We start from the raw sequence: 15,539 nt of genomic DNA, 5'->3' as shown, positions 1-15,539 counted from the left end.
ATATTTTAGTTCTTTGTAACAGTCGCTGACTTGAGAAAAAATTCGTTGATTTTTCATTTATATCAACCTATTACACTTCTTCTCGCACCATACCATTGATGACAATATTGTTATAACTCACCATCCCAATGACCTCGCCACTTTCAATGACCGGCGCTCTGCTTATGCCAAATCGCTCAAACAAACGTGCACAATATTTTACGTTCATATCTGGTTCGACACACAAAGCGGGCTTGGTCATGATTTCATAAATATTTGTGCGCTGAGGAGAACGATTATTCGCCAGCACCTTTTTGGCGATATCATTCATCAACACAATGCCATATTCATCATTATCATCTCGCTTTTTCACCACCAGCGCTTTGACTTGGTATTTTTTCGCTAGCGTTATGCCTTCGTATACGGTCATCAGTCCATCAACCATCACATACGTTGCCGCCATAACATCTCGAACTCTAATTATCGTTTGATCACTCATAATTCATCCTCGACCACTTTGGTCAATGTCTCGACTTGATGCGCGACACCGACTGCATCTTCAATATCGATCTGAATAGCAATCCCCTGTCCCGACTCTCTGTCGAATTCACCAACCTCATTAATGGTTTCTAATATGTGTCGAGAGAGATGTTCCTCGACCACAAACAGCAGCACATCTTTTTGCACTTCTAGCGTTAAACCAAAAAACGTTCGCTTTTGATTTAAACCTTGCCCGCGAGCATTGTTAATCACTGTAGCACCGGTCGCACCAGCATCGCGTGCAGCGTCCAACACCTTGTCTGTTTTGCTGTCTTCAACAAACGCAAGTATCAATTTAAAGCGCATTTTCTTCTTCCTCCGAGACGTTTTTATTCAGCCACTGGGTTATTTGCGCATAGCCCATCACAGAGATCATAGGAAATAGACTGGCAAACGCGATCAAGCCAAAGCCATCAATCATTGGGTTTCTTCCAGGGACGGTCGAAGCAAGCCCTAACCCTAATGCAGTTACAAGTGGGACAGTGACGGTAGAAGTTGTTACGCCTCCAGAATCGTAGGCGAGTGGAACAATAAGCTTAGGAGCGTAAAACGTTTGAATCACAACGACGATGTAACCCGCGATGATGTAATAATGAATGGGATCGCCTACGACAATCCGGTAACTACCTAATGCAATACCAATTGCCACCCCAAACGCAACGGCTACGCGCAAGCCGTTAATACTGATACTGCCTCCAGAGACTTGGTTTGCTTTTATCGCTACAGCGATTAAAGAAGGCTCTGCAATCGTGGTACTAAAGCCTATAAAAAAGGCGAAGGTGTAAACCCAATAATAGTCGACCCACATTAAGGCTTTCCCTACCGATACTTTGAACTCTTGTAAAAACTCCGGCGCCGTTAATTGCACAGCCATCGTCTCCCCAAGTGGAAACAACGCCATTTCTAATCCAAGTAAAAAAAGAGCTAACCCGAAAATCACATAAACGAACCCAAACAAAACCTTCTTAAGGTTGCTAACAGGACGCCTTAACACCGCTAACTGAAAACCAAAAATAATGCTGGCGATGGGAACGACGTCTCGAACGGTCGATAACAAAGTGTCTAGGAAATGATCAATTGAAATCATGTTACGACCATTCCGTAAACCATCACAAACATCATCGGTAACAGCGAGGCAAAAGCGATTAAACCAAAGCCATCCACCATAGGGTTACGCCCTTTAATAGAAGACGCTAAACCGACACCCAGTGCAGTGACCAAAGGTACTGTTATGGTGGACGTTGTTACACCTCCGGAATCGTAAGCAACGCCAATAATGGCTTCAGGTGCAAACCACGTCAGTATTACAACGCCGACGTAGCCACCAATGATCATGTAATGAATCGGCCACCCTTTTAAGATACGCAAAACGCCGATAACGATGGCTATCCCCACTGAGAGAGCTACTGTTACTCGAAGTCCTTCTCCGTAATCCTGCATGGACTGCTCTGAGTTAGCGATCATTCCGCCCTCTGCCGCAACTTCTGAGGCTTCTTCCGCTACCGCGGTTAATGCAGGTTCAGCTATCGTGGTGCCAAACCCCAAACAAAACGCAAAGACTAATAACCAAAACACGCTGCCTTTTTTTGCAAAGGCTTGAGCCATACTCTCTCCGATAGGAAAAAGACCAAGTTCTAGGCCAAAGATAAAAAAGGTTAATCCTAAAACGACAAGCAACAAGCCAAAAAGAATGGAGACCAGGTTGGGCAGCGGCTCTTGCAAAACGACTAATTGGAAAAAAGTGATAACAATGATGATGGGTAATAAATCACGAGCACTATTGAGGAGCGCTCGAAAAAGCGCAACAAATGCTTCCATGCCTATCCTCCTTGATTGTGCAAACTGATTACGCTCGTTCCAATGAGCGATAACTTCTAGTCTGGCATAGATTTCACTCTTCTACCGTGAATGCACTAGCGCCATCTATAACATTTAGTTACATATTTTCTAATATGTGAAGTTAATAGCCTCTCTGTCAGCTTGTCACTATCCTAGAAATAATGGTGTTGAGATGATCAAGCTAAGCACAAAGCGACTATAATGTTCTAATACGTGTACATTCAAAGAGATAACATGAAGATATTACTCACAGGTGGCACTGGGTTTATTGGCTCGGAGTTGCTCAAGCTGCTATCAACTCACCAGGTTATGCTACTTACACGCTCTCCAGAGCGAGCAAAACAACGCCTACAGCATGCTGATCTGGGTAATATCGAATACCTTGACTCGCTCGAGTCGTTCGCCGATCTCAATCACGTTGATGCCGTCATTAATCTTGCAGGTGAGCCTATTGCGGATAAAAGGTGGACCAGCGAGCAAAAAGAAAAAGTCTGCAAAAGTCGTTGGAAAATTACCGAACAAATTGTTGAGCTGATCCACGCAAGTACCGAACCTCCCTCTGTTTTTATTAGTGGCTCGGCAGTTGGCTACTATGGTGACCAACAAGATCATCCGTTTGATGAGTGCTTACATGTTAATAGCGACGGCTTTCCTCACGAGGTTTGTGCAAAGTGGGAGCAAATAGCTAAGCGCGCAGAGTCGGAACAAACACGGGTTTGTCTACTGAGAACTGGCGTGGTACTCGGCCTTAATGGTGGTGCGTTGGCAAAGATGCTATTACCTTACAAGCTTGGCGTAGGCGGCTCACTTGGGAACGGTAATCAGTACATGCCTTGGATTCACATCCTAGATATGATCCGCGCTATCATGTACTTGCTTGAAACACCACATGCCCACGGTGCATTCAATATGTGCGCCCCCCATCCTGTGACTAATCGTATATTCAGCGGCACACTAGCTAAAACGCTAAAACGTCCGCATATCTTGTTCACGCCTAAATGGGCGATGGAACTCCTAATGGGAGAATCTTCCTGCTTGTTGTTTGATAGCATGAGAGCCAAACCCAAAAAACTCACCGAACTGGGCTTTAAATTTAGCTACTCCAGAATAGAGCCAGCACTCAAGCACTTGCTTCATGACCGGAGCTGATGAATGATGGCTCCAATCAATGTTTCTGAGTCTTAAATTAAATTATGAAAAAGTCGATTCTTATTACGGGTTGTTCAACCGGCATCGGTTACGTGTGCGCTCACGCCCTACAAAACAAGGGATTTAATGTCATTGCATCTTGTAGGAAAGAACAAGATGTCCAGCGCCTAATTAATGAAGGGCTAACCTGCATCAATCTAGACCTAAATAGCCCAGAAAGCATTTCTTCGGGCGTGAAGCAAGCGCTAGAGTTAGCAGAAGGTAAGCTTTACGCAGTGTTCAATAATGGTGCCTATGGTCAGCCCGGAGCACTGGAAGACTTACCCACCGAGGCTCTTCAAGATCAATTTCAGACCAACTTTTTTGGTTGGCACCAGTTGGTCAGAGAGGTGCTTCCTCATATGCGCCAGCAAGGCGAAGGACGCATCATACAAAACAGCTCTGTTCTTGGTTTTGCCGCAATGAAATACCGTGGCGCCTATAATTCATCAAAATTTGCCTTAGAAGGCTGGACAGATACGCTCAGGCTAGAGCTTGCGGATACGAATATCAAAGTGGCATTGATAGAACCAGGACCGATCGAAACTCAATTTAGAAACAATGCATTACGAGCCTTTGAGAAGTGGGTTGATATTGAATCTAGCCCCCATCGTCATGCTTATGAAGGACAAAGAGAGCGACTCAACAACGACAAGTCTAATAATCGATTTGTTTTGCCTGCAGAGTCTTGCATCGCACCAGTTCTTCATGCATTAACTAGCGTTTCACCGAAAATTCGTTATCGAATTACTACACCGACTAAATTATTCGCAGTCTTGAAAAGACTATTACCAACCCGTGTACTTGATAAAATTTTGCGACAGGCTGCATAAAAAAGTTTTGTCGAAATGTAATTTCACCGTAACAATGTGATGTCATTATGAACATGTAGGTTAAAAAAACCTCAACTAAACGAATCAATTTCTACGCAATTCAGCGGGGATTCTTTCGCCCAAAGTGATTGAGTTGCTTAGATTTGGTATCGCCACCCATTACGTTTTGTAGCAATGTTTATACTACTGCGAGGCAACAATGACATTAAATCAGCTTAACTGGCTTAGTGTGGGTGTAGTGTTGACCATGTTCATCCTATTTTGATACCGCACTAACAAATAGCATTAGAATTGCGCTGCTTCGGCAGCGTTTTCTTTTTATCTAACACCTGAGCAGCAATAACCTCACTCTATTACCTCACGTTTTCTCAAAATAGAATGATTCATTATTGATGGTGAATGTCGCTTGAATTTCACCTAAATCAACTCCATATCTAATATCAACGACAAGACACAAGGCAAGGATACTCTGATGCAATCCCCATTTATCGTTGAGATAACAGAACAGAACTTTCGCGAAACGCTTGAAGGATCAATGAACACGCCCGTTTTGATCCACTTTTGGGCCAACGCTCAACCAGAAAGCGCACAGATACTCCCTGAGTTGCAATCTCTTGCTCAACAGTACAACGGTGCATTTACGCTTGCTCTACTAAATTGTGAAGATCAGCCCGCTTTAGCGTCTCAATTTGGCGTGCAAGTATTGCCAACTATCGCGCTGTTTATAAATGGTCAAGCCGTCGATGGTCTAGGAGGCCCCCAGCCAATTGATGCCATTGCTACCATGCTACAAAAGCATTTGCCAAGCCCAGATGAACAACTATTAAAACAAGTCAGTGAACTTCTTCAGCAAGGTGAGCATGCTCAGGCTTTGAGCATCATCCACACTTTGCCGCCAGAGCTGCAAGAGCGTGGTGATGTGAAACTCGCGATGGCTGATTGTTTGCTAGAAACCAAACAATTTGATATTGCCCAAGAACTACTGAACGCTATCCCTCTCGAGTATCAAGATAACTACTACAAGAGCCTAATAGCCAAGCTCGAGCTGCATTTGCAGGCTGCAGATAGCCCTGAGTTACAGCGACTAGAACAAGCATACGCAGCAGACATGGCAAACTTCGAACTCGCTTGTGAATTGGCGGTACAATACAACCAAGTTGGTCGGGATGAAGAAGCGTTGGAACTGCTGTGGAATATTCTTAAAAAAGACTTGGGCGCCCAAGACGGTGACGTGAAGAAGACTTTTATGGATATTCTCAGTGCACTAGGTCAAGGTAACGCATTAGCAAGCAAATATCGTCGCCAGCTTTACTCAATTTTGTACTAAGCGCCGCATTCTTCTAAGAATAAGACAACAAAGGCCGGGATTTCCGGCCTTTGTTTTTTGTTAGAAGTCGCTATACAACGTTGGTGCTGCTGGCGGATACTCTATTGGTTGCCAACGATCATTAAAGGTGTACTTGGCATAAAGCATGAAATGGTTTGGTGTATAAAACTCAGAACGTTGTACATCGACTAACGCACCAAGATACCAACGTTTGCTGACTCGCTTTTCCACCGCCGCTTGCAACGACGTACCAAAACCACCACCCTTGTCTGACTCCGCTACTGTCGATAAGTATGGCGCGTCTTCCTTAGTCCAAGAGTTAGAGACGGATGCACTCAATTGATATGACCAAGAACTGTTGTATCGGCCATAAAAGTTGATAGGTAAAGACACCGAGAAGTAACTTTGCGGGCTGTAGTAGCCACCGTGACCTAGCGTGTACTCACCCAGATTTTTGTCGTAATCAAGGTACATTAAGTTCGTACCTATACTTAAACGCTGGTCATCCGTTGCAATTAACTTGTAGTACGCTCCACCTAGCACGCCTAAACGAGTGTTGTCCTCAACCTTTTCACCAGTCAAAACATGATACTGCAAGCTACTCCAAAAACCGTAAGGGCCACCAATGTCCCAACTTGAGCTCAACTTCACACCAGTACGAGCAACTCCGCCCCATTTAGTCCCTTGAGGGTCAGTCGTGCCGCTAGGGACAGACATTCCAGCATAAGAAAGCGCGCTACTGGTCTCAGGGCGACGCGAAGCTTCTGCCGTCCAACCGAACTCACCCAGGTCCCCATTGATGCGCACACCACCAACCCATGTGGTATGGTCGAAACCAATTGGTGTCGTGCCGATATCGACCAACCAATCTTCAGCCTGCCAGCCCACTCCAAATGCCATACCTGATGCGTCATTTTGGAACGAAGTGCTGTCAGAATCGGTGGTTTTTTCATAATAGTCCAACTGACCTGAATCGATAGAAACATAATCGGCTTTTAGCAACAGGTGCCCATCCCAGCTCTCTATCGGGATTCGGGCTTCTATGGGCACTTGATTCGAAGTATTACGGCCATCTCGTGCACTGTAATCCCAGCCAATCATGACATGCCCATCACTCCGATCATGCAGTTTATCGATGTCCGATTTGACGTTACGAGTCAACCAGTAGTCGTCAGCAGTATCATATAGCTCGCGTAAGCTTAGGGGTTCTTTTTTCGCCTCTTCAGGTTCACGATTTTTATCCATTCGGTCACGATTTAAGGCTTGATAGGCGCGTGTTTCAGCTAACGCCCACTGTTGATTTTCCATTGCTATAGACATGCTATTGCGAAATGCTAATGCGTCAGCATCAGGCATCGCATCCAACAACTGATTTAGCGCATTAGCGTCATTTCGATAGCCTTGTTGATTAAACACCGCGGCCACTGTCATCAACTGTGCCGCAGTTAAGCTATCGCGCTTTTTATTCAAAATGAGGTGCATGTCGTGATACGTCGCTTCATACCCAGTCAAAGCACTAGCTTGCAACATGCCAATTTCTGCTTGAGTTTTAAATGGCTCAGGCTTTAAAGAAACTTGTTCATACAAATCCAACGCAAGCTTAGGCTGTTGATTAACCAGCATCAGATCCGCTTGACTCAACAGTCGACGGGTTTTGAGTTCATCAAGCTGTAATGCTTCCGAAGCACTTAAATCTTGTGTTGCGGAATTTAATGCTAAGTCCGCGTACCAACGATCAAAATCTTCAAAGTGATTCAAGCTTACCATCATGCTGCCGTAAGCCAGTTTGTCATCGGTTGACCAATCTTCTGAAAGCGAAATGTTTTGGAAAATCCTCTCAGCTTCCTTAACTTCATCAATGTCTAACCACGCACTCACTAGACGAGCGAGCGGTTGAATTTGACCTTGATAATCCGACTCTAGCGCACGTAATATCGCCATTACTGATTCGGGAGAAGCTAAGTAACGCGTTTGAATGTCTCTCAACTGAGCATCAAGCTTCAAGCGGGTTAAATTGCGCTGCATTGCGTCTGTCATGTCATGTTGTGCGATACTCTCTAGCTCAGCGATGGCCTCATTCACGTTGAAGTCCTGCGCGAGATAAAGCGCGTAAGCAAATTTCATTTCAGGGTCATTACTAGATGTAGCCCAATCGGACATCAGCGTATCCGCGCGTACTTTGTCGCCCATTGAATGAACCACGTCAGCAATATCAAGCCTTAACCATGGGGAGGTTGGCTGTAGCGCAATCAATTCCTCTACGGACGCTTTCATCGTTGCCTGATCATTTTGAGCGATTGCGATCCGCAGACGAGTCAAAATAACTTCCGACTTGATGCTCGCTATTTTTTCAGCGACCACTTTCTGCTGTGGGGCTGAGTAACTGCGCGCGAGTGCTTCCGCGCCAGACCAATCTTGCTGCTGAATACGAACATCTAAGCGACCACGCAATGCAGAGCTATTGCTGCTATCCAGTTGCAAAGCTTGTTTGAAAACCTTCTCTGCCGCGGCATAATTTTCTTGTACCAGATACAAAGAGCCTAATGATGAATAAGCATAAGGTTGGGATTTATCTACTTGAATCGCTTTTTGATAAGCGCTTTCTGCTTGCTTAAACTGGCCTTTTTCGACCAAGGCATCACCTTGATCAAGATACGCCCAATATTGAGAAGTCTCGATTAGCGCTGCCCATTTTGAGGCCGAGTCAGGATTATGATCTAAGTGCTGAGCCTGTTTAAAGTATCCGAGCGCTTTTTGTTGCTGCCCTCTACGTAGATAAACCTTACCCATAGCACCAAGCAATTCAGGATCTTGCGGACGAGTCGTCAACGCATAACGCAGCTGAGCTTCTGCTTGGCCGGTTTTATCTTCCTCGAGCAACGCTAACCCTTTGAGCTTGGCGAGATAAGTGGGGTCTTTGCGTAGTTCCTTTTCCTTTTTCCAGCGATCTTTCGCGCTTTGATTCGCTCTTTGTATCTCCATGTCAGACGGGTAGTAGCTAGCTAAGATGGCATATTGCTGAACAACTTGATCTGAAATAGGCAATTGATCCAATGCACGCAACCACGACGTTGCCGCATTTGTTCCAACCGAAGGAGCAAGCGCTAACTTTTTATAGGTATCGAGAATCCATGGATCAGCAGGATTCTCTTTGCGAATGTGGTTGGCTAACGCGAGTTGAAAAGACGGAACACTAGGATAATTTGCATTTAAACGTTCCAGTCCCTGTTTTACCGAGCTCCAACTGCCTGGCAAATTACTTTGCAACTGTAGGAATTCCAGTTGTAACGCTGGTGATGGCATTCCATTTGGGAAAAGGGCTTTGTAAGCTTGAATCGCTTCATCGTAACGACCAGATTTTGCAAGCAACTGAGCGCGCTGATAATCCGCTCTTTTCTCTCCCTGAATAGCCATAATCGATGACAAGTTTTTCGCTTGAGTCGAATGAGGCGCCTGTCTGATTAAGCGCTCAAATACCGGTTTTGCTAATTCTGGCTGCTTACGTTTCAGATACATATTCGCTTGATAGAAAAGCCCCGTTGGATTGCTTTCTTCAATCGCGAACAGCCTCTCCAGAGTACTCTCGACAATATCATCTCGGCCAATCGCATCCGCCAGTTTTAGCTGCTCAACCAACCACTCAACCGAGTCAACTCGTGCTAATGATGTGGAAAATTGAACCAGCTCGATAGGCTTGTAGACCTGTGCGAGCTGCGACTTTGTCAGAGGTTTTGAGCTAAAGCTTTCTGCATGCACAGTGCCGACGCCACCAGCCGCCAAAGCAACCAGTGGAATCCACCATAACACGCGTCCTGTTACTGACATCTCTCGCTCCATACAGGAAGCAATTCACCTTGCACACCAAAACGGTAACGTTCTTCATGCCAACCAAGCCCAAATAGACTTAATACGTTGTCGTAATAATGATCGTTTTTGTCCACCACAAGTTCATTTTGAGCACGACGAAACTGCGTCTCCAACAGCGTAGATTCACCAGAAGCCGCGAGTAACGGAAGAGCCGCAGCAGAAAAACCTGCGCTTCCTGCTTGGGTATATTTACCCGTTTCAGTATTTACTTCTCTCGCTGGCGCACCAAGGGCTTTGGTTGCCGCGACAAACGGCTGCATTTTTTGTACTAATACTGCTTTTTCTGAAACTTGGTCATTTAGCATACCCGCCCAAAGATAAGTGCGGATCGCGTTGTAACTGCCCATCGGCCCTGTAACCACATCTGAGCTATAACGACCATTTCTCAATGCTGCCCAGTCTGGGCTAAAGCCAGCTGGCATCGTTTTCTCTAGCATGTGAACACTTGCCTTGTACATTGAATCCCAGTTGTATTGCGGGTACAGCGACTGCATACGAGCAATCAGTTGTAACGGAACATAACTCGGATTCACACGGTACTGGCCGTCGGCATCAAAGCCCGTTGGAGCTGGCAACAATACCGTTCCAACTCCCGCTATGTTGACGGTTTCTTCACGTAAAATACGACTCGCGATCAGATGTCCAAGGGTCTGATAGTAGTAGTTATTCCATAATCTCCCCGCCTCAACAAGGGAGTAAGCTATCCACAAATCTGAATCTGACGCTGGGTTAGAATCCAAGACTCCGAACTGACCATTTTCTTTTCTTCCCCACAACCAAGCAGGAAGCCTTGCCGTCAAATCCCCACCAGCCAAATGTGATTGAGTCCATTTTAAAACCTGATCGAAGGTTTTAGGGTCATTGGCAACCAAGGCAAAGAACAATGCGTAAGATTGGCCTTCCGAGGTTGTAATCATACGCTCGTCACTGCCATCAACGACTCGGCCTTGCTCCATGTATACCGACTTAAATGTTTCCCATTGTGGCCACTCGCAGGTGTTAGCCCACAAGTAAGGAGACACGAACAACATAAGGAACGAGATGAGTTTTTTCATTATTCCTCTTCCTCAGTTTTTTCTAAACGTCTAGACGCGACTTGACGTAATACGCGCCAAAGCACAATGGTTACGATCACCACTAGCAAGGCGGCAAAGCACGCAACGATGACTGGGTGATTAGAGAAGTGATACCAAACGAGCTGCCACACAGGAAGCTTACCGACATAGTAGTGCGAACCCACGTTGTAGCTTGCTACTTCGTTATTTCTCAACGTCACCACCGAGCCAAACATGTGCTCCACTTTACCGGAGTCAGCCAACGCGCGATCAACCGACGAAAAATCTGACGGGTGAGCCGCCATAATAGAAATGACGCTGCGTTTTTTCGTAAATGGCGATTCTGCACCATAAATAGCAGCAAAAGAGCCTTCTGCCTCGACAGAAACATAATCTGCGGCGGCTTGACGAGCATCACTTGGACTCATCCAGTTCATTCCGAGCTGCTTTTCATTTTTGCTTGGTAGGCGAATTTGTCTCTGACCTTCTTTAACCACTAAGTTTACTTGGTCAGGGTTATTAGCGGCTTCTTCTAGTGCATCCACAACACCAATCGTCAGGATATCTTTATTTTTTAGTTGCTCAGCATTCCATTTATCTGTCAAAAGCACCTGAATACCTGGGTACCCAGAGTCACGTCCCAATGACCCCATGACGTTTAAGAAGGTTTGCAACACTTCTTTTGCAGCACTCTCTGGAACAACAATAGCAGTTTCTGACAAATCAGCCATGCGAGTGTAAGGAAAACCGGATGTAGCAAAAGCGCGCATGTTCGGCATTTCGATGTAGTGGGGGAAACCACTAAAATCAATAGTAGAATCACCATCAATAACCGCGTATTGCTTACTTGGCTGCGTTACCTGGCACTGCCCATCGGTCACCGAAGCAAAGCCAAATTCGAACTCGATTCGGTTTTGACTACCCACCTTAAAAGCCGGAATGCGAACAAACGTATCACCACTTAGAATGCCATCATCTAACAAAGGAACACGTATACGGTTAGATTCTCCACCTTGACCTTTTGTGGTTAGGTTGAACGCCTCAATGAATTGGTCATTAATACTCAAAGTCAGACGAGAGCCGGAATGATCCGCAGCAGGCGGTGAATAACGATAGTTAAGATCCATCGGTATACCACGGCTTTGCCAAGTAAAGAGATCGGGTGGTAAACGCAAACTTACGTTGATTGGTGGAGGCGTTCGGCCTTCCACTTGCAGCATGCTTTTTTGTTCGACTAACTCAGACAATGCAACAGGACGAGCCGTACTCACCCAGTTTGGCGCATCGTACGGGACTCGTGGTTTGATTTGTTTGACTTCATTAATCTTCGCGATTGGTCCAGTAAGAAGTTGGTTTCCCAACGCCAAACCTTGCACCGCAATGTTAAGATCCTTACTGTCACGGCCTGTCACCAGAAGAAGCTTCACGTACGGGTCTGTTGGATGAGTGATGACTTGAAGACGAGGGCCATCCGTGTCTGGAAAATCTCTCAGAAACTCAGGTTTGTTGTCATTGGTAACAAAGACAATGGCGTTGCGCTTAGGTAACGTGTCGACACTAAAAGGGAATTGAGCACCACGCCAACCCGCAAGAGCACCAAAGTAAGAGCTCAAGACACCGGCAGCCTTGACATCATCTAAATCGTATTTGCTACCCATCACGACAGGCAGATTTAACTGGCTGAAATCACGGACATCAAAAAAAGGAGCCGGTAACAAACTCAAGTCACTTTCCAGCACTGTCTTTTGAGCAAGCATCTCAATTCGACTACTTTGGCTAATCTCAGCCCAAATGCTCGAGTCATTGGGGTTAGCACAGTCTTTCTGAGTATTCCCTATTAACTCAAAGCGAATTTGGTTGTAATTACTAAAGTAACGAGTGTCCAGCGGCATAGATAAGCTCAACTTTTTGCCTTGCTGGCCATCGACGATTGACGCTACTCCCATAAGTTCGTTGTTCAAATACACTTTGACGTGAGAAACCAAAGAGAGCAACGCTGGCGAAGGTGTGATATCAAAGTGCAACTTTGCTTTAGATACCACCTCATCGAGTCGCGAACCGAAACCAATATAAGCACTGGCCTCACTACCTTGGATAGCAATTGAACCACTGTAACCTAATTGACTAAATGGGATGACGCGCTTAAACACGGTCGAATCTTCAGCATCTTGCTGTGCCAAAGGCGTTGCTTGTTGCTGACTTACTTCTTGTGCCGCGAGACTGCACGACATACACATGAGAGTGATAGCCGTTGTCAACGCTGTTAGTTTTTTATTATTTAGCATGACTTGAGGTCCTGATTGGGACATAACGAGGTCTTAGTGACCAAATAAATTCGATACAAAATAAAAGTGCATCCACACTGACCTGAACAAACTTAGGACAATGTTGCAGCAAGCGTTTGTATCCATTAAAGCCGACTTGCAGTACAGCCTGCATACTCGATAGAGGTTTATCTGATTGATAACCTTGTTGCCATTTCGCCCATGTATCTGCACGTGCAAATGTACATTGGACGTATTGGATTCGTTGTTGATGAGACAATTCGTTGAGTTGTAAACCAAATATCCCCTTATGAGCATAGGCAACCGTCATAGGGAACACGAATTCTTGGCCACCTCGATTGAGGATCACTTCTAAGGTTTGACCGAGTAAGTAAGCACAGGTTGGTTCATCGACCCCGTCAATTTCTATGCGCACGCCCCCCAAAGAGAAATCCTTCATCTGCGCTTGTATTAAATGCCCAGAATTAAGCCTAACCGCGACAGGAATCGCCACCTCTACTCGGTGATCTTTTCGCACTTGTTTAGCTTCTACTGCAACCGCAACGGCAGCACCTAAAATCAACAGGTTGTACATCGTCCATACGAGATTCACGATAACTGTACCGATTTCATTTTGAGGCCCCCACCCCATTCGGTAAATCCCTACAGCGAAGCCCAAAATGTTGAGTGCAACCAAAACCAAATATGGTCGAGAGATCACCCAATCGTAGTGAGACTTTTCAACCAAACCGCCTTTTGCCGTTACGTTGAATGTCCCTTTATGGGGCGCAAACAAAGCCACCGTTGTTGGCCTTGCGATATACCAAGCAAGCACGGTTTCGTATACCTCACCCCAAAACGAATAACGGTAGTCACCCTGCATACGAGAGTTGGTCATGCTGGCGTGAATCATGTGGGGTAATACGTACAAAATGATCGCCAGCGCTGGTGCATAAATCACGTAGGAATGCAGCAACAAATAAGCCAAGGGTGCGATCAGGAATACAATCCTCGGGATACCAGATAGAAAGTGCAGCATGGCATTGACGTAACAAAGCCGTTGAGAGAGCTTAAGCCCCTTTCCAGTCAATGGATTATCTACCCTAAATATCTGCGCCATCCCGCGAGCCCAACGAATGCGTTGCCCAACATGTGCAGACAATGTTTCTGTCGCCAAACCAGCAGAAATCGGCTGCTTAAGATATGCAGAACGATAGCCTAAACGGTGCATGCGCAGAGACGTGTGCGCATCTTCCGTCACGGTTTCGACTGCAATACCACCGACTTCCTCTAAAGGCTCTCGACGTAAAATAGCGCACGAGCCACAGAAGAAAGTCGCATCCCATAAGTCGTTACCATCTTGAATCAGGCCGTAAAACAAGTTGCCTTCGTTTGGCACGTTACGAAAGTTCGATAAGTTACGCTCAAAAGGATCCGGTGAGAAAAAATGGTGCGGCGTCTGAATAAGCGCCAACTTTGGATCTTTCAGGAACATCCCCATTGTGAGCTGAAAAAATGCTCGTGTAGGAATATGGTCACAGTCAAAAATCGCAACAAACTCACCGCTGGTCTGCTTCAACGCATAGTTAATGTTACCGGCTTTCGCATGTTCATTCGTTGGGCGGCGGATGTAGTTCACCCCTACACTTTTGGCGAAATCTCGGAAGCTATCACGCTTGCCGTCATCCAGAATGTGGATGTTAAGTTTGTCTTTCGGCCAATCGACACCTAACGAGGCATAAACCGTCGCTTTCACAACATCGAGATCTTCGTTGTAAGTAGGGATCATCAAGTCAATGGTTGGCCAAGTTGACTGATCCGGTGGCATCGATACTGGTTTGCGATTCAATGGCCAGATATTTTGGAAATAGCCAAGCATTAGCACAATCCAAGAATACGTCTCAGCTAGAAGTAAAACGCCCCCTAGAAACAAAGCAACAGGATCGTCCCAGTTCAGGGTAGACGAATAACGCCACCACAAGTATCGACATGAGGCCGTAACCGACAAGATGATCAAAAGCATGGTAGGAAAACGACCCGGCATGCGACGGACCATCATCGCTAATGCCCAGAGTAACAGCACAAAGACAGTCTGAGCCTGATAACCAAATGGCACTGTAAAGCAAAGCAAAGCGATTAACACCACGAAAAACAGCAAGGTGTAGTTCAACGCCATCGCGGACTTACTTGCTTTAATACGCTCTCGAACTTGTGGATCTTTGATGTTGTTCGCTGTCTGTTCTAACCAGCGGACGCCTTTTGCAACCAATTCAAATGGCAAGTAGAACGCATTGCGAATTTGCTCGGCTAAAGTCATCGCTAAGCTGCTGGTTTTTTTGGACCATGCTGTATTTACGTTTTGCCTGAAGCAAAGCAACCACACGCTTTGGATAATAAAACGTACAGGATCAAACCATCTTGGCGCAGCAAAATTAACGTTTGGATAGTAAACCAAAGGCAGTTTCCATGAGGGAACACCCGAAATAACCGGCTTTAAAAATACAAAACTCAATGAAAACCAAAAAGACAAAGCACACTCACCAACCCAGTTTGTTTTACAATTCCAGGCTTGCTCGTAAGCGTTCTTCTGCAGTCTGAATTGATCCACTACCCAACGTTGGAAAATCAGATTAAGACTTCGCATAAA

At 45.7% G+C, this 15,539-nt stretch carries 11 protein-coding genes; 3 read left to right on the top strand and 8 right to left on the bottom strand.

What is annotated here, in order from left to right; translation table 11 throughout:
- Positions 1 to 70: 70 nt before the first annotated feature.
- Genes R7F07_RS14620 through R7F07_RS14605 form a run of 4 tightly spaced genes read right to left on the bottom strand, consistent with a single transcriptional unit; the run spans position 71 to position 2,337 of the window.
- Positions 71 to 478: a CBS domain-containing protein gene (locus tag R7F07_RS14620; RefSeq protein WP_005382085.1), complete on the bottom strand. Its 408-nt coding sequence runs from the start codon at positions 476 to 478 to the stop codon at positions 71 to 73.
- Positions 475 to 825, bottom strand: a complete 351-nt coding sequence (locus tag R7F07_RS14615; RefSeq protein WP_005382084.1) for a P-II family nitrogen regulator — start codon at positions 823 to 825, stop codon at positions 475 to 477. The genes R7F07_RS14620 and R7F07_RS14615 overlap by 4 nt, the downstream gene beginning before the upstream one ends.
- Positions 815 to 1,606 carry a DUF1538 domain-containing protein gene (locus R7F07_RS14610; RefSeq protein WP_171343131.1) on the bottom strand — a complete coding sequence of 264 codons (792 nt, stop codon included), beginning with the start codon at positions 1,604 to 1,606 and terminating at the stop codon, positions 815 to 817. Before R7F07_RS14610 ends, R7F07_RS14615 begins: the two co-directional genes overlap by 11 nt.
- Positions 1,603 to 2,337: a DUF1538 domain-containing protein gene (locus R7F07_RS14605; RefSeq protein ID WP_005382077.1), complete on the bottom strand. Its 735-nt coding sequence runs from the start codon at positions 2,335 to 2,337 to the stop codon at positions 1,603 to 1,605. Before R7F07_RS14605 ends, R7F07_RS14610 begins: the two co-directional genes overlap by 4 nt.
- Before the next feature lie 255 nt (positions 2,338 to 2,592).
- Here R7F07_RS14605 and R7F07_RS14600 point away from each other — a divergent pair, with 255 nt between their 5' ends.
- From R7F07_RS14600 to R7F07_RS14590, 3 genes are all read left to right on the top strand, one after another.
- The gene (locus R7F07_RS14600) at positions 2,593 to 3,507 is read left to right on the top strand and encodes a TIGR01777 family oxidoreductase (RefSeq protein ID WP_171343132.1); all 915 of its coding nucleotides are present in this window, start codon (positions 2,593 to 2,595) and stop codon (positions 3,505 to 3,507) included.
- A 44-nt stretch (positions 3,508 to 3,551) separates the two neighbouring features.
- Complete coding sequence (locus tag R7F07_RS14595; protein ID WP_064353702.1) at positions 3,552 to 4,379, top strand: SDR family oxidoreductase; 828 nt, start codon at positions 3,552 to 3,554, stop codon at positions 4,377 to 4,379.
- Positions 4,380 to 4,851: 472 nt separating this feature from the next.
- Positions 4,852 to 5,706, top strand: coding sequence for a co-chaperone YbbN (locus R7F07_RS14590; RefSeq protein ID WP_005388628.1), 855 nt, complete (start codon positions 4,852 to 4,854; stop codon positions 5,704 to 5,706).
- Positions 5,707 to 5,766: 60 nt separating this feature from the next.
- Here R7F07_RS14590 and R7F07_RS14585 read toward each other — a convergent pair whose 3' ends face one another.
- Genes R7F07_RS14585 through bcsA form a run of 4 tightly spaced genes read right to left on the bottom strand, consistent with a single transcriptional unit; the run spans position 5,767 to position 15,536 of the window.
- Complete coding sequence (locus R7F07_RS14585) at positions 5,767 to 9,531, bottom strand: cellulose synthase subunit BcsC-related outer membrane protein (RefSeq protein WP_161441527.1); 3,765 nt, start codon at positions 9,529 to 9,531, stop codon at positions 5,767 to 5,769.
- Positions 9,522 to 10,628 (bottom strand): cellulose synthase complex periplasmic endoglucanase BcsZ, encoded by a 1,107-nt coding sequence (gene bcsZ / locus R7F07_RS14580; RefSeq protein ID WP_161441528.1) that lies wholly within the window; start codon positions 10,626 to 10,628, stop codon positions 9,522 to 9,524. The genes R7F07_RS14585 and bcsZ overlap by 10 nt, the downstream gene beginning before the upstream one ends.
- Positions 10,628 to 12,913 carry a cellulose biosynthesis cyclic di-GMP-binding regulatory protein BcsB gene (gene bcsB, locus R7F07_RS14575; RefSeq protein WP_171343133.1) on the bottom strand — a complete coding sequence of 762 codons (2,286 nt, stop codon included), beginning with the start codon at positions 12,911 to 12,913 and terminating at the stop codon, positions 10,628 to 10,630. Before bcsB ends, bcsZ begins: the two co-directional genes overlap by 1 nt.
- The gene (gene bcsA / locus R7F07_RS14570) at positions 12,903 to 15,536 is read right to left on the bottom strand and encodes a UDP-forming cellulose synthase catalytic subunit (protein ID WP_025766999.1); all 2,634 of its coding nucleotides are present in this window, start codon (positions 15,534 to 15,536) and stop codon (positions 12,903 to 12,905) included. Before bcsA ends, bcsB begins: the two co-directional genes overlap by 11 nt.
- Positions 15,537 to 15,539 lie beyond the last annotated feature (3 nt).

This window comes from Vibrio sp. YT-16, from assembly GCF_033337405.1.
GTDB classification, from domain to species: domain Bacteria; phylum Pseudomonadota; class Gammaproteobacteria; order Enterobacterales; family Vibrionaceae; genus Vibrio; species Vibrio alginolyticus.
The sequence above is the reverse complement of the archived record's forward strand: the minus strand, read 5'-3'. Positions and strand labels throughout refer to the sequence as shown.

What these genes read in the sequence shown, in the direction of transcription:
- R7F07_RS14590 (WP_005388628.1), top strand. Translation starts at nt 4,852, where the DNA reads ATGCAATCCCCATTTATCGTTGAGATAACAGAACAGAACTTTCGCGAA.
- bcsB (WP_171343133.1), bottom strand. Translation starts at nt 12,913, where the DNA reads ATGCTAAATAATAAAAAACTAACAGCGTTGACAACGGCTATCACTCTC.
- R7F07_RS14585 (WP_161441527.1), bottom strand. Translation starts at nt 9,531, where the DNA reads ATGTCAGTAACAGGACGCGTGTTATGGTGGATTCCACTGGTTGCTTTG.
- bcsA (WP_025766999.1), bottom strand. Translation starts at nt 15,536, where the DNA reads ATGCGAAGTCTTAATCTGATTTTCCAACGTTGGGTAGTGGATCAATTC.
- R7F07_RS14620 (WP_005382085.1), bottom strand. Translation starts at nt 478, where the DNA reads ATGAGTGATCAAACGATAATTAGAGTTCGAGATGTTATGGCGGCAACG.
- bcsZ (WP_161441528.1), bottom strand. Translation starts at nt 10,628, where the DNA reads ATGAAAAAACTCATCTCGTTCCTTATGTTGTTCGTGTCTCCTTACTTG.
- R7F07_RS14605 (WP_005382077.1), bottom strand. Translation starts at nt 2,337, where the DNA reads ATGGAAGCATTTGTTGCGCTTTTTCGAGCGCTCCTCAATAGTGCTCGT.
- R7F07_RS14610 (WP_171343131.1), bottom strand. Translation starts at nt 1,606, where the DNA reads ATGATTTCAATTGATCATTTCCTAGACACTTTGTTATCGACCGTTCGA.
- R7F07_RS14600 (WP_171343132.1), top strand. Translation starts at nt 2,593, where the DNA reads ATGAAGATATTACTCACAGGTGGCACTGGGTTTATTGGCTCGGAGTTG.
- R7F07_RS14595 (WP_064353702.1), top strand. Translation starts at nt 3,552, where the DNA reads ATGAAAAAGTCGATTCTTATTACGGGTTGTTCAACCGGCATCGGTTAC.
- R7F07_RS14615 (WP_005382084.1), bottom strand. Translation starts at nt 825, where the DNA reads ATGCGCTTTAAATTGATACTTGCGTTTGTTGAAGACAGCAAAACAGAC.